Here is a 21580-nt window from a genome sequence, read left to right as displayed (position 1 = left end):
TCCATCTATCCGTCAGAATCGGTTCAAAGCGGGGTGGGGGCAGGCCACAGGCGCTGATCATAGGGTATGGGAGAATAGCTGTGCCGACGGGCCAATGCGGCCCGATAGCGTTCTTCATAATCGGAAATAAAGCTGAATTCCGCCGTTTCGTGATCCAGCGCGGCCCCAATCTCCAGATAGAGATCAAGATTGGTCAGATCGGGTTGCGGCACCCTGCCCTCCTGCCATTCCTGCCAGAGATGTTCACACAACGCCTCCATCTCCCGAACGAACAGGTCAGTATCAAACAGCACGCAACTGTCCCGCTGCGCCCGCAGCTTGTCCCGCACCGCCTGCCGCCGCGCCTGGTCACGCCCCAGTTCCACCGCCAGACGCACATAGGAATCCGGGCTGTCACAAACCAGCTCGGGCATACCGGCAGCCCGGACCAGGCTGGCGCAAACGCGGGAGGCAAAGTTCCGCCCTGGGACGGTAATCACCGGCACACCCATCCACAAGGCATCAGACGCCGTGGTATGTGCCCCATAAGGCAGACTGTCCAGGAAGAGGTCGGCCAGGGCATAGCGTGCCAGATGCGCCGCGTTCGGCAGGCTGGGCGCAAAGATCAGACGCGCCGGATCAACCCCCAGACGCTCCGCCTCCTCACGCAGGCGTTGCTCCACAACCTCCTGGCCACACAAGACCCAGAGCACTGAATTATCGACCTGCCTCAACACCTCCATCCAGCGGGCGAAGGTGAAAGGCGAGATTTTCTGCGACCCATTGAAGCTGCAAAAGACCACGGCATCTTCCGGCAAGCCCGCCTCTGCACGCGTCGGCGTTTTCGGGTCTATGACACGCCGCCGGTCATTGGGTTGGTAACAAGGCAGCCGCACGACTTTTTCCGAACAATATTTTTCCAGGGCCGGCGGGATGATGGTGTCGTCAGCAATAATGTACTGATGATAGGGCGTGCCCATCGTGCCGGCATAGCCAAGCCAGTTCACAATCACCGGTGCCGGCCGCCGCGCCAACATGCGGGTACGGCCGTCCTTGGTATGACCATTGATATCGATCAGAATATCAATCTGCTTTTCACGGATCAGCGCCGCCGCCTGCTCATCATCCAGCCCATTAATGTCAAACCAATGCTCCACGCTGTCGCGGATACGGGCCTTGATTGGATCCTCTGCCTGGAAGCCGCAGAAAAAGGCAAAGACTTCCACCTTACTGCGGTCATGCAGGGCCAACATCTCCGCCGTCAGATAGCCGATGGCATGGGCCCGCAAGTCCGATGACAGATAGCCTATGCGCAGTCGGCCGTCAGCGGCGCGGGGGCGGTCACGATATTCCTCCAGGTCATGAAATGTCTGGGCCCACCCCACTTCCTTGCGACTATAATCAAACGCGGCGGCCAGATTGAGCATCGGGTCATCGGTATAGATCGCCATGCTCAGCGGGGCCAGGACGCCGATCATCTGTGGCGCGGTCAATCCCGCCACGGGGTTGATGACCGGCCAACGGCAAAGGCGCTGGCGGGCCGAAACGTAATGCTGAATGACTTCGCGCTGATCGGCATGGGTTTCCAGCGAAAGGCGGAGCACATCCTCCGACTCCGGTGTCCGGTTCAGCTTGGTCAGCACGCGCGCCCGCTGCTTCAGGGCGGTCATCCGGTAGTTCATGGCCGCATCATTGACCGACCCGGTCAGATTGACGGCATTGTCCCAAAATTGCAGGGCCAGCTCATCCGCGCCCAGCCGTTCCAGCACAGAACCGAGATTGATATGGGCGGGAACCAGATCCGGCTTCACCCGGATCGCTTCATTATAAGCATGCAAGGCGGCCTGATCATGACGGAGATCACCCAGCAGCACCCCGTAATTGAACAGAACAACCGATAACAATGGATCATTCGGATGACAATCGATCCATGTCTTGTAAAGACTGACTGCTTCATTCGTGGTGCCGCTTGCCACCAGTTTGTTGGCACCGGCCATGACATCGAGCGCGCTTAGATGCTGCACTTCCATTCCCCGTTATCTACGGATCGCGCCAAAAAAGTCTCTGCCCCCCATTGCTCAGGCCGTGAAGGCACCCTGGCGCAACTGGTCGGCGAAATAGGCAATGGTGCGCGTCAACCCTTCCTCCAGATGAATGGTAGGGGCCCAGTTCAGCAGGGTCCGGGCCTTGGTGATATCCGGGCACCGCTGCAGGGGATCGTCCTGCGGCAGGGGTTTGACAATGAAATCTGATTTGGTACCGGTCAGACGCACCACCGCCTCCGCCAACTGGCGGATGGTATATTCACCAGGATTGCCGATATTGATCGGCCCTGTCACCTCATCCGGGGCCGCCATCAGGCGAATAAACCCTTCAATGAGATCATCGACATAGCAGAAGGAACGCGTCTGCGAACCATCACCATAGATTGTGATCGGATCCCCCTGAAGGGCCTGGACGATAAAATTGGACACGACTCGTCCGTCGTTGGGATGCATACGCGGGCCGTAAGTATTGAAGATACGGGCAACCCGGATATTGACCCCATTCTGCCGGTGATAATCGAAAAACAGCGTTTCTGCGCAGCGCTTGCCCTCATCGTAGCAGGCGCGGGGACCGATGGGATTGACGTTGCCGCGATATTCCTCCGTCTGGGGATGAACAGTCGGATCGCCATAAACTTCGGATGTGGAGGCCTGAAAGATCTTTGCCTTGGTCCGCTTGGCCAGCCCCAGCAGGTTGATCGCACCATGCACCGAGGTTTTGGTCGTCTGCACCGGGTTGAACTGGTAATGGATGGGCGAGGCCGGGCAGGCAAGATTGTAAATCTCATCCACCTCAACGAAGAGGGGGAAGGTGATGTCGTGGCGCATCACCTCAAAGTGCGGATTGGACAACAGGTGCAGGATATTATCGCGTGAACCCGTGAAAAAATTATCCACACATAATACATCGGCCCCATCAGCCAGCAAACGCTCACAAAGATGCGAGCCAAGAAAACCAGCCCCACCCGCGACGAGAACCCGCTTGCGTGCACGCTTCATGACGATCCTTATGGTTTATCTGCCGCCTTTGGCATTGAAGAATCTCGGGGCCACCGACCCCTAAGCCTTTTGTTTATACCCACAGTTGATGGTGGATGCCACGACTTAAGCTGAAATGCCAAGGTTAAGGCGGATGATTGGGACTTGGCACCTTTGGCGACCAACAGTATTGGTTGCCCACGGATCAAGGGGGTGACTGTGGTCAGGGTTCTGCGGAATATCGGGATCGGTTTATTGCTGCTGGGGTTGGCCGGTTGTACGACGCACAGCCCACCGGCGGCACCCGCCGACCCGGAACTGGTATTCTGGGAAAGCATCCGCAACAGCCAGAATCCGGCGGAATTTCAGGCCTATCTTAATGCCTATCCCCACGGGCGTTTTGCTGAACTGGCACGTCTGCGCGTCAAACCATCCCCGGCGCCCGCCCCCAGCCCCACCCCGGCGGCGCCCAAGAAGCCTGCGGCCAAGCCACAGGCCAAGAACAATGTCCGCCCGCCGCCGCCTGCCCATCGCCAGGGGGAGCCGGCCATTGTGGATGCCCCGGCCCCGCCGGTGATGTGGGCGAAGATCGAAGCCTTGAACGGGGAGGCGGGGCCGGCCCTGCGCAGCCAGCTGATGGATTGCTGGACGCCCCCCGCCGTCCCGGCCGGCAACGGCAATATGCGGGCGGAGATCGGGGTTTATTTCGATGATGCGGGCCAAGTGCGCGGCGCTGCCTTTTTGGCCGGCAACAAGGATATGAGTGATCCGATCTTCGCCAGCTTCGTCCAAAGCGCCCTGGCCGCCCCGATGGATGCGGCCTGCCGGACAAGCCTGCGCCTGCCCAAACAGGCCGGTGATGCGGACAACCAGCGCCGGGGCGTGGTGATGCTGTTCGCCCTGGACAGCCCGCCGTGACGCGCCTCAGCGCAGGGCGTTGCTGATCAGGTAATTGGCATAATCCACCGGCTTCAGCCGGATGGGTGCCCGCTCGCTCTCCCCTTCCAAGGCGCGGGCCAGCACGATATGGCGCTGCACGTCATTATCCGTCAGCTTGTACAGTCCCAGTTCCCCCTTGATGCGGGGATAGTAGGTGGGGTCCACCTGCTTCTGCCGCTTTGCCAGACGTTCCAGCACTGCGCTCTCGTCCAGATCGGTTTCCACCTGCTTCAGCAGCTTCCAATCGGTTTCACCCGCCATGCCCTTGGCCAGCAGGGCCGCCGGGTCGCCGTCGCAGACCCCAACCTTGAAGATATTCTTGCCCAGCCCGACATCAGAGGCCCATTGGCAGATATTGGCGCTGCGCGCCACATAGAGTGCGGCCATTCCCGTTTCCCTTGGCGAGGGCCGGCACACGAACCGGCATCTGTCTTGCGCTATAGCATGAAAATGGCCTGTGTCCAGCCGTTCCACGCCCCGATTCTTCAATCGGGAGCGCCGTACCAGTGCCGCCCAGAAATCAGGCAATCGAGACCAGCGGCGCCGCCAAAGCAGGCAACACCGCCCGGAAACACTGAAAAACCCGTATCTTAAATTTCCTTTCCTTATCGTTAAGTGCCTAATATTTGGACTGGTTATTCATAAAATCACTGATAATATTCAAACTCTGAAAGCTCCAGCAAAGGAGCACCTTAATAATAATCGTAACAAATCAATCCAACAGGTACAGCGCGTGACGAGCATGACGATGAATCTGGCGCGACCAGAACTGAATTCAACCTTTACCAGCGGCAATGCGGCCTCACCGGAAACCATCATTGCCCTGGCCCGTGAAGTGGCCGACGTTTCAGCGCAGCGCACCGGCGCCATCGGTGACATTACCCGTCGCACGAAAATACTGGCCCTGAATGCCAAGATCGAGGCGGCGCGGGCCGGCAGCCATGGCGCCGGCTTCGGTGTTGTTGCGGCGGAGGTACAATCGATTTCCAGCGAGATCGATGAAGCCGCCAGCCGGATGCGGGATGAGATTGTCGGCAGTGCCCACCGGCTGCATCGGCTGGGGCAGGAACTGGTGGGCTCCATCCGGGGGCAACGCCTGGCCGATCTGGCGCTGAACATGATCGATATTATCGACCGCAATCTCTATGAACGCTCCTGCGATGTGCGCTGGTGGGCCACCGACAGCGCCATGGTCCAGGCCCTGGAAGCACCTTCGGCAGCAACGGCGACCTATGCGGCCGAACGGCTGGGCGTGATCTTGAAATCCTACACCGTTTATCTGGATATCTGGGTGGTGGATGCCAATGGACAGGTCATCGCCAACGGCCGCCCCCAGCGCTATGGGGTGCGGGGCCAGTCGGTGGCCGACCAGGATTGGTTCCGCAACGCCATGGCCACCCGCCATGGTGGGGAATTCGCCGTGGCCGATGTGGCGATCAATCCGGCCCTGGCGGGGCAACCGGTCGCCACCTATGCCACAGCCATCCGCGCCGGCGGGGCAGAAACAGGCCGTCCGCTGGGTGTGCTGGGCATCTTCTTTGATTGGGCCCCCCAGGCCGGAACCGTGGTCGATGGCGTGCGGCTGACGGAGGATGAACGGCTGAGCAACCGCACCAAATGCCTGATCGTGGACAGCAATTTCCGGGTGCTGGCAGCCTCTGACCGGGCTCTTTTGGCCACAGGAACCTATCCGCTGAAAACCGGCGGGCGCGATACGGGTTATTATCAGGCCGACGACGGCACCATGGTGGCCTTCGCCCTGACGCCCGGCTATGAAACCTACAAGGGGTTGGGCTGGTATGGCCTGATCGTGCAGAAGCCGCTGGAAACCGTGGCATAAAGGTTCTTTGCCCTGACGCGCCGACAGGGTCGGCGCGTCAGCATGGTTGGGGCTCAGGCCTTCTGAACCCCCGGCTTCTTGGGATCAACGGCAAATTTAGCGCGGGTGGAGAGCTTGCCCCCCCGCTCCGTCACCTTGTCCAACACCTTGAATTCCATCTCGAACCGCTTGTGGTTCACGTCACAGATGCCATAGCCGCGCTGATCATTGATCAGCTTGATATGCGGGTTTTCCGCCAGCATCCCCTTGGCATTGGGGCGCATGTCGCTGCCATCCCCGCCCGAGGAGATGGAGGTGACGACGAACTCCGTCGCCACGACGGGCGTCGACGGGTCCATCGGATCCAGCTTGAGGTCGCCGGCGAAATTCTGGTGCTCATCGCCGGTCAGCACCACCGTATTGCGGATGTTATTGTCGCTGAGATGCCGCAGCAGCCGCTTGCGGGCCACGCGATAGGGATCCCAGCTATCCATGTTGCGGATATCCTCCGGCCCCGGCTCCCGGTCGCAGGCCATCATCATCACCTGCTGGGCCAGGCTGTTCCAGCGCGCAGTGGATTTGGCCATATTGTCAAACAGCCAGGCTTCCTGCCGGTCGCCCAGCACGGTCAGGGCGGGGTCATCCACCGCCGGACAGGCGGGACGGAAACCATCATTGCAGGGCTGGTCGCTGCGATATTGGCGGGTGTCCAGCACATGCATGTCCAGCAGGTCACCAAAGGTAAAGCGGCGGAACAACTGGATATCCGGCCCATTGGGAATGGAACTGCGGCGCAGCGGCATATGTTCATAATAGGCCTGGGCGGCGGCGGCCCGGCGCAGGCGGAAAATTTCTGGCGGCGTGCCGTCCTTATCGAAATCGCTGACCCAATTATCGACGATTTCGTGATCGTCCCAGACGGTGATCCAACTGGCCGCCATATGGGCCTGCTGCAGATCGGTATCCATCTTATAGACGGCGTAACGGCGCCGGTAATCATCCAACGAAAAGGATTCCGGCAATCCTGTCAGGCGAGGCGTCGGCTCGGCCCGGTTGGTATTGCGGCTGAAATAGAAGGGGCGACCGCCGCTTTCATAAATGTAATCGCCATAATGATAGACGAAATCCAGCTCTTCCCGCGCCAGCAGATTATAGGCGGTGAAGAAACCCTGTTCGTAATTCTGGCAGCCGACCACGCCGAAGCGCAGCTTCTGCAAAGGCGCGCCAGCCGCCGGCGCCGTGCGCGCCACGCCTTGCGGCGACCGCTCCCCGCCGCAGCGGAAACGGTAATAATAGGGGCGGCCGGGCTGCAGCCCCGTCACTTCCACATGCACGGCATGGCCCAGTTCGGGATGGGCCTTGGCTTGCCCCTTGGCGGCGATATTCTTGAACTGGTCGTCGGTCGAGACTTCCCAGTTAACCAGGATGACTTCCTTGGCCATGCCGTAATCGGGTTCCAACGGGCGCGGGGCCAGCCTTGTCCAGATGACGAAACCATCCGGCCAGGGATCACCGGAAGCGACACCCAACTGGAACGGATAATCCAGGAAATTCATCTGCCCGAAGGCCGGGCGCACCATGGATGGCACCGCCAGGGCCGCCACGGCGGCACCGCCGGCAAGGCGCAGCAACTGGCGGCGGGTGGCAAGCAGGGGCGCGGGCAGGACGGGCTTCATCATCGAACCTGACAGAAAGAGAAAAGGCGGCCCATGAAGACCGCCGCCAAAGGGCTTCTGCCATCAAAGACATGGCGAAGACAAGGGGGCGTGCGACCGCACGCCCCCTGGATAGGTTACACCCCGATCGGCCCGCCGCCCTTGCGGCTGACCACCACCACGGACGGGCGCGGCGGCAGAGTGGGCTTGAAATCCGGCCAGCGGGTGCCGGGATCGGCGAAGGTGGCGCGGCCGCCGCTCTTCGTCACCTTCTCCACCCCATCGGCACCGGGGTGCTGGACGGAAAGGAACAGGGCCGAATCATCCGGGTTGAAGCTGGGGCCGGTCATCTCCGCCCCGATCGGCACGCGGAAGAACATGCGGGCGGTGCCGCGCAGCGGGCCTTCGGTTTCCACCGCCCAGATGCCATCGGCATCCCCGCTGGTCCATTGCCACTTATTGCCCTGGTCGGTGCCCACCCACAGGCGGCCCATGCTGTCGAAGGCGCAATTATCCGGGCAGGCGAACCAGCCATTGGCCGTGGTGGCGGCGTTGAAGCTGGCACCCGTCTTCGGATCGGCCGGGTTGCCGGCCTTCAGCAGGATTTCCCACTTATAGGTGCTGGCCGTATGGTCATCGCCGGGCGGCAGCATTTCCACGATATGGCCCCAGCTATTGGCCGGACGCGGATTGGCCGGGTTCACCTGGGCCTGCACCGGGTGGATCGGGTCAGCCTTGGCCCGGTCATCATTGTTGGTCAGCATCACATAGACGCGGCCGGTCTTGGGATTGACCTCGATATCCTCCGGCCGGTCCATGCGGGTGGCACCCAGATGGGTAGCGGCCAGCCGCGCGCTGATCAGCACATCGCCCTGATCCTTGAAGCCATTGGCGGCTGTCAGCGGCCCCTGGCCATGCACCAGCGGCAGCCAGGTAACGCTGCCATCGGCATCGAAGCGGGCAACGGACAGCGTGCCCTCCTCCAGCAGTTTCATGTTGGCCTTGCGGTCGGCCGGGTTGAACTTGCCCTTGGAGACGAAGCGATAGACATGCTCGAACTTCTGATCATCGCCCATATAGACGATGACATGGCCATCCTTGTTCAGATGCACCCCCGCCCCTTCATGCTTGAAGCGGCCGAGCGCCGTCAGCTTGCGCGGGGTGCTGGTGGGATCATAGGGATCGATTTCCACGATCCAGCCGAACCGGTTGGCCTCATAAGGCTCCTTGTTGACATCGAACCGCTCATCGAACCGGCCCCATTGATAGAAGGGGGACGGGATGGTCATGCGGTCATAATTGCGCTGTTCCGGGTGGGACTGGTCGATCTTGCCCATGAAATAGCCGTCGACATTCTCCTCTCCCGACAGAACCGTGCCCCAGGGGGTGACACCGCCGGCACAGTTATTCATCATGCCGATGACGGTACGGCCCGACGGGTCGGCCTTGGTCTTCATGCGGGCATGGCCGGCGGCGGGGCCGGTGATCGTCATCGCCGTCTTCAGGGCGCTGATGCGGCGGTTATATTTGCTGCCGCGCACATAGGCCCATTTGCCATCCTTGCCGCGCTTGATCTCGACGATGGAGCCGCCATGGGCGGCCATCTCGATCTCCGCCATCTCTTTCGTGATCGCTTCGGGGGCGTAACGATCCTGGCCTTCCGGCACCAGGCCGGGGAACATCAGTTCGGCAATCGTATATTCATGGTTCACCCACAGCAGGCCGTGATCGGCGCTGTTGGACCCCAGCGGCAGCGGCATGAAGGCGGTGAAGTCGTTATTATAGCCGAACTGCTTCAACTGGCTGTCGGCCGTCTGCTTATAGGGGTCGAATTCCGGGCTGTCGGCGAACAAGGGCTCCCCCCAGCGCAGCAGCACATCGGCATCATGGCCGGCGGCGACATGGTGGTGATCATCCACCCCGCGCGTGATTTCCTCAAACACAAAGCTGAAACCGTCCTTGCCCGCCTTGCCAGCGGCGGGGGCGGCCTGGGCGGCGGCATCGGCGATCCCGTCGGGCAGCGGTACGGCCGGACCAAAGGCGGCGATGGCCGCCGTACCCAGCAGGCCGCGCAGGATGTTGCGGCGGCCGAGACGCTGTTGCACCACCTCGCCGAAGGTCGGTTCGCTCTCCGGGCTGCTGCCGCGATTCTGGACCGCTTCGAACTCTTCCAGGGTGATGCTGTCAACGGACATGGGCCGGAAACTCCAATAGGCCGGAACCGGGCCAAGGGCCGGGCCGGTGGCGTCAAACATATGTCGCCGCTTATAGCCCCATGATGCTACAGTTATTTGACAGTCTGGCCGGCCGGCATCCTCTGTCCGGCCGCGAAACAAAATATCCACCACATCTTGCCCCCGCCCGACGAACTGGCTAGCTTGTGCGGCTGGTGTGATGGTGGCGTCCCAACCTTTGCGAGGGTGGGCGCGTACAGCCTTTTTTCGGAACGGTGCCGATGAATTTTTTTCGCCGTGCCGCCTGCGCGGCCGCTCTGACCCTGTCTGTTGTCGCAGCCGCCCCCGGCGCTGAATCCGAGAAGACATTTGCCCCTGCCATCGTCTTTGACATGGGCGGCCGGTTCGACAAATCCTTCAATGAAGGGGCCAACCAGGGGGCGGAGCGATTCCGGGCCGATACCGGGGTCAATTTCCGCTGGTTTGAGATCACCAACGAGGCGCAGCGGGAACAGTTCCTGCGGCGGCTGGCCGCGCGCAACGCCAAGGTGATCGTCGCCGTCGGCTTTTCCATGGCGCCATCGGTGGAAAAGGTGGCCCGGGAATATCCCGATGTCCGCTTCACCCTGATCGACGGGGTGGTCGACCTGCCCAATGTGCAGTCGGTGGAATTCGCCGAACATGAGGGTTCCTATCTGGTCGGCGTGCTGGCGGCCATGGCGTCAAAGACCGGTACGGTCGGATTCGTCGGCGGCATGGATATTCCGCTGATCCGCCGGTTCGTCTGCGGCTATGAGCAGGGCGTGAAGGCGACCAGGGCCGATGCCAAGGTGATTTCGAACATGGCCGGTTCAACGCCGACCGCCTGGGCCGACCCGACGCGTGGCAGCGAACTGGCGAAAAGCCAGATGGACCGGGGCGCGGATGTGATTTTCGCCGCCGCCGGCCAGACCGGCCTGGGCGTGCTGCAGGCCGCCGCCGATGCCGGCAAGCAGGGCATCGGCGTGGACAGCAACCAGAACCACCTGTTTCCCGGCCATGTGCTGACCAGCATGATCAAGCGGGTGGATGTGGCGGCCTATAACGCCTTCAAGGGCGTGATGGACGGCACCTGGAAACCCGGCCATCAACGGCTGGGCCTGACAGAGGAAGGCGTGGGCTGGGCCCTGGATGAGAATAACCGGTCCCTGATCACCCCGGAAATGCTGGCCGCCGTGACCAAGGCGGCGGATGAAATCAAGGCCGGCACCCGCCATGTCGTGAATTACAGCGACAAAGATAGCTGCGTCTATTAAGGCCCATCGGTTGAACACCCAACACCACGGATGCACGCAGTGACCGTCACGCCGGCCCCGCATTCTGCCCCGAAACCCGCCCATGAATGGGCGGTGGAGCTTGTCGGCATCGACAAGCGCTTCGGCCCTGTCCATGCCAACAAGGACGTCACGCTTCGCTTCGCCCCTGCCTCCATCCACGGGCTGGTGGGGGAGAACGGGGCTGGCAAATCGACCTTGATGAGCATCCTGTACGGCTTCTACCAAGCCGATAGCGGCCAGATTCTGGTGCGGGGCCGGGAAGTGGCGATCAAGGGATCGCAAGACGCCATCGGCCTTGGCATCGGCATGGTGCACCAGCATTTCATGCTGGTGGAAACCTTCACCGTGCTGGAAAATCTGCTGCTGGGGCACGAGGGCGGGCCGCTGCTGGCCCCCGCCGTGGCCCGCGCCCGCAAGGAGGTGGAGGCGCTGGAGCGCACCTTCGGCCTGGAAGTGCCGCTGGATGCGCTGGTCTCCGACCTGCCGGTGGGCGTGCAGCAGCGGGTGGAAATCCTGAAGGCGCTCTATCGTGGCGCCGATGTGCTGATCCTGGACGAACCGACGGCCGTGCTTTCCCCGCCAGAGGTGGCGCAACTGTTCCGCATTCTGGAACGGTTGCGGGCGGAGGGGCGCACCGTGGTGCTGATCACCCATAAGCTGAAGGAAATCATGGCCATCACCGACCATGTGTCGGTGCTGCGCCGGGGGGCGGTGGTGGCGGAATTTGCCACGGCGGAGACCAACCGGCAGCAATTGGCCGATGCCATGGTGGGCCGCAAGGCCAATCTGGAGGTGGAAAAGGCCCCGGCGGCGGCCGGGCCCGTGCTGCTGGCAGCCGAAGGCGTGAATGTGGTGGATGCGCGCGGCGTCACCACCTTGAAGAATGCCAGCCTGACCGTGCGGGCCGGGGAGATTGTCGGCGTGGCCGGCGTGGCCGGCAATGGCCAGTCGGAATTGCTGGAAGTGCTGTCCGGCATGTTGCCCTTTGCCAGCGGTACGCTGACGATAAAGGGGGAGACGCTGAAAGCCGGCAGCGCCTATGACCCGGCCGATGCCCGGCGGCGCGGTCTGGCCCATGTGCCGGAAGACCGGCTGAAACTGGCCGTGGTGAAGGAGTTTCCTGCCGCACAGAGCGCCATCCTGGGCTATCACGACGATAAGCCGCTGGGGCGTGGCTGGCGGCTGGATTGGAAGCGGGTCACCGCCAAGACGGCGGAACTGATGGAACGGTTCGATGTGCGCCCGCGCGATCCGTCGCTGCGCACCGCCCTGTTCTCCGGCGGCAACCAGCAGAAGCTGGTGATGGCGCGGGAGATGGAGAAGGAGCCAGACATTCTGCTGGTCGGCCAGCCAACGCGCGGGGTGGATATCGGCGCCATCGCCTTCATCCACAAGCAATTGGTGGGCTTGCGCGACCGGGGCAAGGCGATCCTGCTGGTTTCCGCCGAACTGGATGAAATCATGGCCCTGTCGGACCGCATCCTGGTGATGTGCGATGGGGAGATTGTCGGCGAATTGTCCGCCGCAGAGGCCACGGAAAGCCGTATCGGCAGCATGATGGCCGGCGTCAGCGCCGGCGAGGAACAGTAAGATGAGTGCGGGAACCGGATCGGATAATCTGCCCTGGTGGGCAACGGCTGTGCTGCTGCCCGTCATCAATGTCGTGCTGGCGCTGATCGTCTCGGCCATCGTCATCCTGGCCATCGGCGAAGACCCGCTGGGGGCCATGTGGACGATGGTGCAGGGCGCACTCGGCACCAGTGAGGGGCTGGGCTATACGCTCTATTATGCCACCAGCCTGATTTTCACGGCGCTGGCCGTGGCGGTCGCCTTCCATGGCGGGCTGTTCAATATCGGGGGTGAGGGGCAGGCCTATCTGGGCGGGCTGGGCGTGGGCCTGGTCTGTCTGGCCGTGGGCGACATGCCCTGGTATCTGGTGCTGCCGCTTTCCGTGCTGGGCGGGGCCGCCTTTGGCGGCCTCTGGGGCGCCATTCCAGGATATCTGCAGGCCTATCGCGGCAGCCATGTCGTGATCACCACCATCATGTTCAACTTCATCGCCTCCTCGCTGATGGTTTACCTGATGGTGAATGTGCTGATCCGGCCGGGCCAGATGTCGCCGGAAAGCGCGCAGTTCGACAAGGCGACCTTCCTGCCGCTGGTGCAGGATATGGCGGCCGCCATCGGCATCCAGATGAACCCGTCGCCGCTGAATTTCTCCCTGTTTCTGGCGCTGGCTGCCTGTGTGCTGGTCTGGGCCTTCATCTGGCATACGCGCTGGGGCTTTGCCCTGCGCACCGTGGGCGCCAATGAAAATGCCGCCCGCTATGCCGGGATCGACCCGAAAAAGGTGATCATCATCGCCATGGCCCTGTCCGGCGCGCTGGCCGGCCTGCTGGGCGTGAATGAAATCCATGGCGTGCAGCATCGTCTGTTGCTGAATTTCCCGGCGGGCATGGGTTTCACCGGCATCGCCGTGGCCCTGATGGGCCGCAACCATCCCGCCGGCATCGTGCCCGCCGCCATCCTGTTCGGGATGCTGTACCAGGGCGGGACGGAGCTGATTTTTGACTATCCGTCCATCAGCCGCGAGCTGGTGGTGGTAATCCAGGGCGTGGTGATCCTGTTCGCCGGCGCCCTGGAACATATGTTCCGGCCGGCACTGGTCCGGCTGTTCACGCCAAAGCCGGCGGGGGTGTGAGATGATGGACAGCTATTTCTGGCTGCTTTCCCTGCTGGACAGCATGTTTCGTCTGGCGACCCCGCTGCTGCTGGCGGCCCTGGCGGGCTTCTTCTCCGAACGGGCCGGGGTGGTGGATATCGGGCTGGAGGGCAAGATGCTGATGGCGGCGTTCGCCGCCGCCGCCACCGCCGCCTTCACCGGGTCCGCCGGGCTGGGCCTGCTGGCCGCCATCGGCGCATCGCTGGTGTTGGCGCTGCTGCACGGTTTTGCCTGCATCACCCATCGCGGCAATCAGGTGGTCTCCGGCGTGGCGCTGAACATCACCGCCATGGGGCTGACGGCCGTTCTGGGCAATGCCTGGTTCGAAATGGGGGGCCGTACCCCCAACCTGCCGGCCACGGCCCGTTTTGGCGAACTGACCCTGCCGCTGGCGGAGACGCTGCGCGGCATTCCGGTGCTGGGATCGTTTTATTACGAGGTGATCAGCGGCCATAATATCCTGGTCTATCTGGCCATGGCGCTGGTGCCGCTGACGGCCTGGGTGGCCTATCGCACCCGTTTCGGCCTGCGCCTGCGCGCCGTGGGCGAAAACCCAGCCGCCGTGGATACGGCGGGCATTTCCGTGCCGGCCCTGCGTTATCAGGCGGTGCTGATCGCCGGCCTGCTGTGCGGCATTGCCGGCGCCTATCTTTCCACCGCACAAGGGGCGGGCTTCCAGACCAATATGACCGCCGGCAAGGGCTATCTGGCGCTGGCCGCCCTGATCCTGGGCAAGTGGAAGCCGGTGCCCACCCTGCTGGCCTGCCTGCTGTTCGCCGCCGCCGACGCGCTGCAAACCCGCCTGCAAGGCGTGGTGATGCCGGGGCTGGGTGAAGTGCCGGTGCAACTGATTGAGGCGCTGCCCTATCTGCTGACCGTGCTGCTGCTGGCCGGCTTCATGGGCAAGGCCATTCCGCCCAAGGCTAGCGGCCGGCCTTATGTGAAGGAACGGTAAGGGCGTTCAAAAAACGGCGTGGGCTCAAGCCTCCGCCGTCTCTCCCCCACCGGAAAGCGCCAGCTTGCTGGCCACAATGGCCGCCTGGGTACGGCTGACCACACCCAGGCGGCGCAGGATGACGGTGACATGGGCCTTCACCGTCGTTTCCACCACGCCCATCTCATAGGCGATCTGCTTGTTCAGCTTGCCCTCCGCGATGCCACCCAGCACGCGCAATTGCTGCGGCGTCAGGCCGGCCACGCGGGCGGCCATGTCACCATCGCCCGGCACGGCCGGGCCTTGGGTGGGCGGCAGCCAGATATTGCCATCCATCACCGCCTTGATCGCCTCGCCAATATGGGTGATGGGGGCGGATTTCGGCACAAAGCCAGAGGCACCATAGTCCATGGCGCGCTGAATGGTGGTGGCATCCTCCATCGCGGAGACCACAATCACCGGCACGGCAGGAAATTCGTTACGCAGCAAGGCCAGCCCGATCAGCCCGTTCATGCCGGGCATATGCAGGTCCAGCAGCACGGCATCGATATTATCTTCTCGCTTCAAGGCCGCCTCCACCTCCGGGAAGTTCGCCGCCTCCACTGTTGTCAGTCCCGTAATGGCACCGGTCACCGATTGGCACAGGGCCGCGCGCATCAACGGATGATCGTCGGCCACCAGAATGCGGAATGCCATACCCTGATCCCCTCCCCTGGGATGCTCACCGGGGCTTCGTCGCCCCATTCTTTCTTCAGGTAACGACCAAGTATCGCCATTATGGACAAGGGGGCCACCCATTATCCACGGTCGGCGGCTGATCTTAAGGGTGGATCGGCCCAATACGGAAGGGGGAATGGCGATAAAAAGAAAGGCGGACCGCAACCGCGGCCCGCCCAGGCTGGAGCATCAGGGGAATGGGACGATCAATCGTCGGCGTAGATGTCGATGTCCTTGGTTTCCTTCACAAACAGCGCACCGATGACGAAGGTCACGGAAGCGATGATGATCGGGTACCACAGGCCATCATAGATATTGCCGGTGGCCGCCACGATGGCGAATGAGGTGGTGGGCAGGAAGCCGCCGAACCAGCCATTGCCGATATGATAGGGCAAGGACATGGACGTGTAGCGGATGCGGGTGGGGAACATCTCCACCAGCATGGCGGCGATCGGCCCGTAGACCATGGTGACATAGATGACCAGGATGGTCAGCAGCACCACCACCATGACATAGTTGACCTGGGCCGGGTCAGCCTTAGGCGGATAACCGGCGGCCTTCAGCGCATCGGCCACAGCCTTTTCAAAGGCGGCACCAGCGGCCTTGGGGTCGGTCGGGCCGGCATGGCTGCTGGGACCGTGGGAGAGGGAAACCTCCGTCTTGGTGGCGACGCCGGTGGCGTCATAACTGTCGATCACCGTTGTGCCGACGCGGATCTGGGCCAGGGTGCCGGCGGGGGCCGCCTCGTTGCTATAGGGCACACCCTTCTTCACCAAAGCCGCCTTGGCGATATCGCAAGAGCTGGTGAATTTGCTGGTACCAACCGGGTTGAACTGCACAGAGCACTGGGCCGGATCAGCCACCACAACGATGGGGGAGGTGGCAACCGCCTGTTCCAGCGCCGGGTTGGCGAAGTGGGTGATGCCCTTGAACAGCGGAAAATAGGTGATGACGGCGATGGCAAGGCCCGCCAGGATGATCGGCTTGCGGCCGATCCGGTCGGACAGGGTACCAAAGATGATGAAGAAGGGGGTGCCGATCAGCAGGGCCGCAGCAATCATCAGGTTCGCGGCAGCCGCATCTACCTTCAGCGTCTGGGTCAGGAAGAACAGGGCATAGAACTGGCCCGTGTACCAGACCACTGCCTGACCGGCGACCAGACCGAACAGGGCCAGCAGCACGACCTTCAGGTTCTTCCAGTTGCCGAAAGCTTCCGTCAGCGGCGCCTTGGAATGCTTGCCCTCTTCCTTCATCTTCTTGAAGGCCGGGCTTTCATTCAGCATCAGACGGATCCAGACCGACACGCCCAGCAGCAGGATGGAGACCAGGAACGGGATACGCCAGCCCCAGGTGTCAAAATCCTCCGCGGACATTGACATGCGGCAGCCCAGGATCACCAGCAGCGACAGGAACAGGCCCAAGGTTGCCGTGGTTTGAATCCAGGCCGTATAGTTGCCGCGGCGACCATGCGGGGCATGTTCGGCCACATAGGTGGCGGCACCGCCATATTCACCGCCCAGCGCCAGACCTTGCAGCATACGCAGGGTGATCAGGATCACCGGGGCCGCAATGCCGATGCTGGCATAGTTGGGCAGGATACCGACGATGAAGGTCGAGGCACCCATGATCAGGATGGTGACCAGGAACGTATATTTACGGCCGATCATGTCGCCCAGACGACCGAACACCAGCGCGCCGAACGGGCGCACGGCGAAGCCGGCCGCAAAGGCCAGCAGGGCGAAAATGTAAGCCGCCGTCTCATTCACACCTGAGAAGAACTGCTTGGCGATCACCGCCGCCAGCGAACCATAAAGGTAGAAGTCGTACCATTCGAAAACGGTGCCGAGCGAAGAGGCGAAAATCACCTTCTTCTCTTCCTTGGTCATGGGGGCGGGGGTTACCGCACCACCTGCTGTTACATTTGCCATATGCCCTCCCAGAAGTCGCGACGTGTCTCGGACGTTCATCGCTCGGCGTCTTATGAAGCGCCGTTGGCGGCGTCTGACCGCCGTCCATGCCGATCGATGCTGCTACGATGTGACACAGTTGCAGAAGCGGCAGCCCCGACCTTGGTCGGGAAGGTTAATGTGACAGTGCTTTGACAATACAAGGATTTTTGGTGCGGCGCAGCAGGCGTCCACCCAGGGATGCCGCTTCGGCAAATCATCATGGGACCGCAGCAGCAACAGGCTGCGAACCAAAACAGCCTTATATCAAAGAGATAATGGCACATTGCCGCCATGCGACAGGCGCAAATCGGCCACGCATCGAGCGAGGATCAAGGAAGCGTTTCCGATACGAAACCTATATCGCACCGCAACAATTTTGCCGACCATTGGATGGGGGCATCTGCCGCCGCCCCTCCCGACATTGGTCGGGCCTTTCATAAACCAGGGGAATTTTCGCCCCACCCGCGGTGTGCTGCGGCAAATCAGGCCAGAATCGCGCGAGTGGTAAAATGAAAAAGGATGCGGGCACCGGCGGTACCCGCATCCCCTTCGAAACCTTGCAAGCGTCGGAAAGTGACGTCTTATGCTGAGTTGCGATGAGTTCTCCTCATCGCAACTCAGTACGGCGGCGACTGCCGCCGCGCCGCACATGCGGCGTAGCCAAGCCAACGGAGTTGGCGCCGGCGATTGAGGGCCATGATCAGAACCATAGGTTCTGATCATGGCAATAGAGTATTACTTGGCGGCAACCTGGGACTGCTGGCCCTTGAAGGCGCGCAGTTCGCTGTTGAAGCTGCCAACGGTCATCTCCAGACGGTCAACCACCTGGTCGCGGTGGGCGGCGATGGCGGCGCGATAGGCAGGCTGAGAGAGGTAGGCGGTGGAGATATCGGCATTGTCAACGCAGCTGAGATAGTTGGCAGCCTTGTCGGCATAGCCACGCACGGCAGCGGCAGTCTGGCGCATCGCCTGTTCGGTGGCGGACTTGCCCTCAATCACAGCCGGAGCGGCCGGGGCTTCACCGCAGACGCGCTTGATGGCGGTCGGGGCGGCATTGGACTGGCCAACAGCCAGCAGAGCAACGGCGGAAACGAAAAGAGCGGTGTAGATCGTCTTCATAGCGATACTCACAAGGTTGAACGGGGGCGGATGCCACCGACGTTATGGGCCCTGTACGTTCGCTCCCTGAAAAATGGGTCTGTCTTAACTGCGCACCCTTGTTGTGCTTTGCACTATAGCCATATCGCAGTGCAGCGAAAAGGGCATTTACCATATAAATGGCCCGCTAATGATACTAGCGATCATGCAGCTGATGCATGACTTAAAAATAGCTAAAATCCTCAGATAATCCATATCGTTTGTAACGATACTACCTGTTTATCCGGCCGATTGGGGGGCTTCACGCTTACCCGTATTCTTGCTGCAACTGCGATTATGCTCTCATCCCGCGCCGGGTCACTGAGGCAAAGGGGCTAGGTCAGCGGGTTCACGGGCAGCGGCAATGGGCCCACATAAGCAAATCCCACGGCCTGCAGTCCAGACTTGGAAAGGGCTGATCCAGCAGGTGGGCAGCCAGCGCCCCAAACCCTGTGCCGCATTAAATGGACCAGGATGCGAAGAGCCATTGATCATGGCTCCCGGTATATGCATGTTGCCTCTGGTATCAGACGCCGCCATCGGGCGGCAGGGCTTGGGTGCATGGACGCGCGTCGGCGACCGTCGAGACGAGCGAGGGGCCGTAAGCCAGGGCCTTCCATCATCAATCAGCAGGGAACAGAGGCGTTCGGCATGGGTGATTTCCAGGACGGCATCCCATCGACCGCCATGGTCGATCTGTTGTTGTTCACACTGGATGACCGCAGCTATGCGCTGCGGCTGGAACGGGTGGCGCGGGTGGCCCCGCTGGTGGATATCACGCCACTGCCGGCCGCCCCTGCCATCGTGCTGGGGGTGATCGATGTCGCCGGGGACATTCTGCCGGTATTGGATATCCGCCAGCGTTTCGATCTGCCGCCCCGCCGGCAACGGCTGGAGGATGCGCTGGTGATGGTCCACGCAGGCCAGCGCCTGGTTGCCCTGCTGGTGGACCATGTGACCGGCACCATTCAATTGCCAGCGGCATCGCTGGTGCCGGTGGAAGGGGTCGTGCCCGGCACACGCTATTTTGACAGTGTCACCCGGCTGGCTGAGGGGCCCGTCTTCATCCATGATGTGGACCACTTCCTGTCGCTGGCAGAGGCCGCCGCCCTGGATGACAGCCTTGGCCGACAGCGGGGCGATGCATGAGCATCAGTGGCGATGGCGGCGTGCTGACGGCGTTCAGCCAGTTCCTGGAAACGCGCACCGGTCTGCACTATGCCCCCGAACGGCGGGCGGAACTGGGCCGGGCGGTGGACATCATGGCCAAGGAGCTGGGCTTCCCGGATGCGGCCGCCTGTATGCAGCATTTCCTGGCGACAGAGCCGACGCGGGAACAGATTGAAATCCTGGCCAGCCATCTGACCATCGGCGAAACCTATTTCTTCCGTGAACCACAAAGCTTCAAGGCCCTGGCGGAGACCGTGCTGCCGCCGCTGATCGCGGCGCGCCGGCAGGCGGGCACGCGGCATCTGCGGATCTGGAGTGCCGCCTGCAGCACGGGCGAGGAAGCCTATTCCGTGGCCATGCTGCTGGACGGGTTGATCCCGGATATTGCCCTTTGGAACATCACTATCCTGGCAACCGACATCAATCCCCGCTCCCTGCGCCGGGCGACAGAGGGGCGATACGGGGAATGGTCCTTCCGGGGCGTTGATCCGGCCGTCCGGCAGAAATATTTCGAGGCCCAGGACGGCAGGCAGGTGATCCTTCCCCGCATCCGCCGCATGGTCAGCTTTGCCTATCATAATCTGGCAGAGGATCTTTATCCGTCCGTCACCAGCAACACCAATGCGATGGACATCATCTTCTGCCGCAATGTGCTGATGTATTTCAGCTTTGACCGGGCGCGGCAGGTGGTGGCCAATCTGCATAATTCCCTGGTGGAAGGCGGGTGGCTGGTGGCCAGTTCGGTCGAAGGGTCGACAGAACTGTTCCAGCCCTTCGTCAATGCCCAATTGCCAGGGGCCACCTTCTACCGCAAGGCGGCAGGTGCCGCCGCCCTGCCATCGGTGCCCCCCTCAACGCTGGTGGTGCCGATACTGCCGGCACCGCCCACCCTGGCCCCTGCCCCTCCGCCCTTGTCCCCCCAGGGGCCGGATGATCTGCTGGCCCAGGTGCAGCCACTGTACCAGCAGGGACGCTATCGGGAGGCTATCGCCCTGCTGCGGGCCGATCCGGTGGTGCTGGAGGCCGATGGTACCGCCCTGGCCATGCTGGCCCGGCTGCACGCCAATGAAGGCCGCCTGGAAGAGGCAGCGCTTTGGTGTCAACGGGCGCTGAGCCTGGACCGAACCGCCCCGGAGCGGCATTACCTGCTGGCCATGATCAGCCAGGAGCGCGGGGAGCTGAAACAGGCCGCCGAGGCCCTGCGCCGTGCCCTGTTTCTGGACCCCGGCTTTGTGCTGGCCCATTTCGCCCTGGCACGGTTGGCCCTGGGGGAAGGCCGGGTGGTCGATGCCCGCCGGCATTATCGCAATACACTGGATTTGTTGCGCCGCCACGCGCCGGAGGACACATTGCCTGAATCCGACGGGCTGACCGTCGGCCGTCTGACGGAGATCATCCGCGTCGCCAGCGCCGAGGTTGGGTTATGAGTGAGAGCAGGATCGACTGGACCGCGATGCATCTGCGCCTTGCCGCCGCCCGTGAAGGGCTGGCGCGCGGGTTCGAGCCGGGGGAGGCGGAGACAAGCCGCCGGTTGCGGGAACGCGCCCGGCAACTGGCCCGCAAACCGGTGGAGCCGGCAGATGCGGCCGCGCAGCTCACCCTGCTGGAATTCCAGCTACAGGGTCGGCCCTTTGCCGTGGAAGGCCATCTGGTGCGGGAGGTGGCGACGGAACTGCGCCCCACCCCGGTGCCCTGCACCCCATCCTTCCTGGCCGGCATCTTCTATCTGCGCGGACAGGTGGTCTCGGCCATCGATTTCGGCCTGCTCTGCGGCCTGCCAGCGACGCCGGAAGCCGATGCCATCATCGTGCTGGAACAGGGGAAGCGGATGCTGGGCCTGCTGGCAGAACGGGTGATCGGCATGACCAGCATCGCCCGTGACCAGATCGACAACCTGCCGGCAACCGTTCAACAGGGCCGGCGTTTTTTCCATGGCATTTCACGGACCGGTACCATCCTGCTGGATGGGGCCGTGCTGTTCAATGATGACGACAATGGTTTCGCACAAGCGGGCCTGCCGGGACCGGCGACAAGGGGGCAATGATC

At 62.3% G+C, this 21580-nt stretch carries 17 protein-coding genes; 9 read left to right on the top strand and 8 right to left on the bottom strand.

Translation table 11 applies throughout. From position 1 onward, the window contains the following. Positions 1-23: 23 nt before the first annotated feature. Complete coding sequence (locus CHB97_RS12530) at positions 24-2003, bottom strand: hypothetical protein (protein WP_160105800.1); 1980 nt, start codon at positions 2001-2003, stop codon at positions 24-26. A gap of 54 nt (positions 2004-2057) precedes the next feature. Then, positions 2058-3023, bottom strand: coding sequence for a UDP-glucuronic acid decarboxylase family protein (locus CHB97_RS12525; RefSeq protein ID WP_089288305.1), 966 nt, complete (start codon positions 3021-3023; stop codon positions 2058-2060). 198 nt (positions 3024-3221) lie between these two features. Here CHB97_RS12525 and CHB97_RS12520 point away from each other — a divergent pair, with 198 nt between their 5' ends. After that, complete coding sequence (locus CHB97_RS12520; RefSeq protein WP_143271318.1) at positions 3222-3920, top strand: hypothetical protein; 699 nt, start codon at positions 3222-3224, stop codon at positions 3918-3920. 6 nt (positions 3921-3926) lie between these two features. Here the strand turns inward: CHB97_RS12520 and CHB97_RS12515 are convergent, their stop codons facing one another. Beyond that, positions 3927-4328, bottom strand: coding sequence for a hypothetical protein (locus CHB97_RS12515; RefSeq protein WP_089288303.1), 402 nt, complete (start codon positions 4326-4328; stop codon positions 3927-3929). Between the two features lie 355 nt (positions 4329-4683). Between CHB97_RS12515 and CHB97_RS12510 the strand changes: the two genes are divergently transcribed. Next, positions 4684-5781: a methyl-accepting chemotaxis protein gene (locus CHB97_RS12510; protein ID WP_089288302.1), complete on the top strand. Its 1098-nt coding sequence runs from the start codon at positions 4684-4686 to the stop codon at positions 5779-5781. Positions 5782-5834: 53 nt separating this feature from the next. Here the strand turns inward: CHB97_RS12510 and CHB97_RS12505 are convergent, their stop codons facing one another. Both CHB97_RS12505 and CHB97_RS12500 read right to left on the bottom strand, forming a co-directional pair. Continuing rightward, positions 5835-7439 (bottom strand): alkaline phosphatase, encoded by a 1605-nt coding sequence (locus tag CHB97_RS12505; RefSeq protein WP_244559515.1) that lies wholly within the window; start codon positions 7437-7439, stop codon positions 5835-5837. A gap of 113 nt (positions 7440-7552) precedes the next feature. Then, positions 7553-9610, bottom strand: coding sequence for a PhoX family phosphatase (locus CHB97_RS12500; RefSeq protein WP_089288329.1), 2058 nt, complete (start codon positions 9608-9610; stop codon positions 7553-7555). 260 nt (positions 9611-9870) lie between these two features. Between CHB97_RS12500 and CHB97_RS12495 the strand changes: the two genes are divergently transcribed. From CHB97_RS12495 to CHB97_RS12480, 4 genes are read left to right on the top strand one after another with little or no spacing between them, the layout of a single operon-like run. Then, positions 9871-10884: a BMP family protein gene (locus CHB97_RS12495; protein ID WP_089288301.1), complete on the top strand. Its 1014-nt coding sequence runs from the start codon at positions 9871-9873 to the stop codon at positions 10882-10884. A 39-nt stretch (positions 10885-10923) separates the two neighbouring features. Then, positions 10924-12495: an ABC transporter ATP-binding protein gene (locus CHB97_RS12490; protein ID WP_244559514.1), complete on the top strand. Its 1572-nt coding sequence runs from the start codon at positions 10924-10926 to the stop codon at positions 12493-12495. Between the two features lies 1 nt (position 12496). Then, positions 12497-13606 (top strand): ABC transporter permease, encoded by a 1110-nt coding sequence (locus CHB97_RS12485; protein ID WP_089288299.1) that lies wholly within the window; start codon positions 12497-12499, stop codon positions 13604-13606. Positions 13607-13610: 4 nt separating this feature from the next. Continuing rightward, on the top strand, positions 13611-14582 hold the full coding sequence (locus tag CHB97_RS12480) for an ABC transporter permease (protein WP_089288328.1): 972 nt from the start codon (positions 13611-13613) through the stop codon (positions 14580-14582). A 24-nt stretch (positions 14583-14606) separates the two neighbouring features. Here CHB97_RS12480 and CHB97_RS12475 read toward each other — a convergent pair whose 3' ends face one another. The 3 genes from CHB97_RS12475 to CHB97_RS12465 form a co-directional block, all read right to left on the bottom strand. Further along, positions 14607-15257 carry a response regulator transcription factor gene (locus CHB97_RS12475; protein ID WP_089288298.1) on the bottom strand — a complete coding sequence of 217 codons (651 nt, stop codon included), beginning with the start codon at positions 15255-15257 and terminating at the stop codon, positions 14607-14609. Positions 15258-15484: 227 nt separating this feature from the next. Then, positions 15485-17206, bottom strand: coding sequence for an MFS transporter (locus CHB97_RS12470; RefSeq protein ID WP_089288297.1), 1722 nt, complete (start codon positions 17204-17206; stop codon positions 15485-15487). Positions 17207-17962: 756 nt separating this feature from the next. Continuing rightward, complete coding sequence (locus CHB97_RS12465) at positions 17963-18346, bottom strand: hypothetical protein (protein ID WP_089288296.1); 384 nt, start codon at positions 18344-18346, stop codon at positions 17963-17965. 669 nt (positions 18347-19015) lie between these two features. On the opposite strand from CHB97_RS12465, the gene CHB97_RS12460 reads away from it, so the two are divergent. The 3 genes from CHB97_RS12460 to CHB97_RS12450 are packed head-to-tail and all read left to right on the top strand — an operon-like array spanning position 19016 to position 21578. Continuing rightward, the gene (locus CHB97_RS12460) at positions 19016-19513 is read left to right on the top strand and encodes a chemotaxis protein CheW (RefSeq protein WP_200819916.1); all 498 of its coding nucleotides are present in this window, start codon (positions 19016-19018) and stop codon (positions 19511-19513) included. Next, positions 19510-20961, top strand: coding sequence for a protein-glutamate O-methyltransferase CheR (locus CHB97_RS12455; RefSeq protein WP_089288295.1), 1452 nt, complete (start codon positions 19510-19512; stop codon positions 20959-20961). Before CHB97_RS12460 ends, CHB97_RS12455 begins: the two co-directional genes overlap by 4 nt. Next, positions 20958-21578 (top strand): chemotaxis protein CheW, encoded by a 621-nt coding sequence (locus CHB97_RS12450; RefSeq protein WP_089288294.1) that lies wholly within the window; start codon positions 20958-20960, stop codon positions 21576-21578. Before CHB97_RS12455 ends, CHB97_RS12450 begins: the two co-directional genes overlap by 4 nt. Positions 21579-21580: the final 2 nt, after the last annotated feature.

The organism is Azospirillum sp. RU38E (genome assembly GCF_900188385.1).
GTDB lineage: Bacteria > Pseudomonadota > Alphaproteobacteria > Azospirillales > Azospirillaceae > Niveispirillum.
Note: the sequence above shows the minus strand (reverse complement) of the source record. Positions and strands in the feature narration are given on the sequence as shown.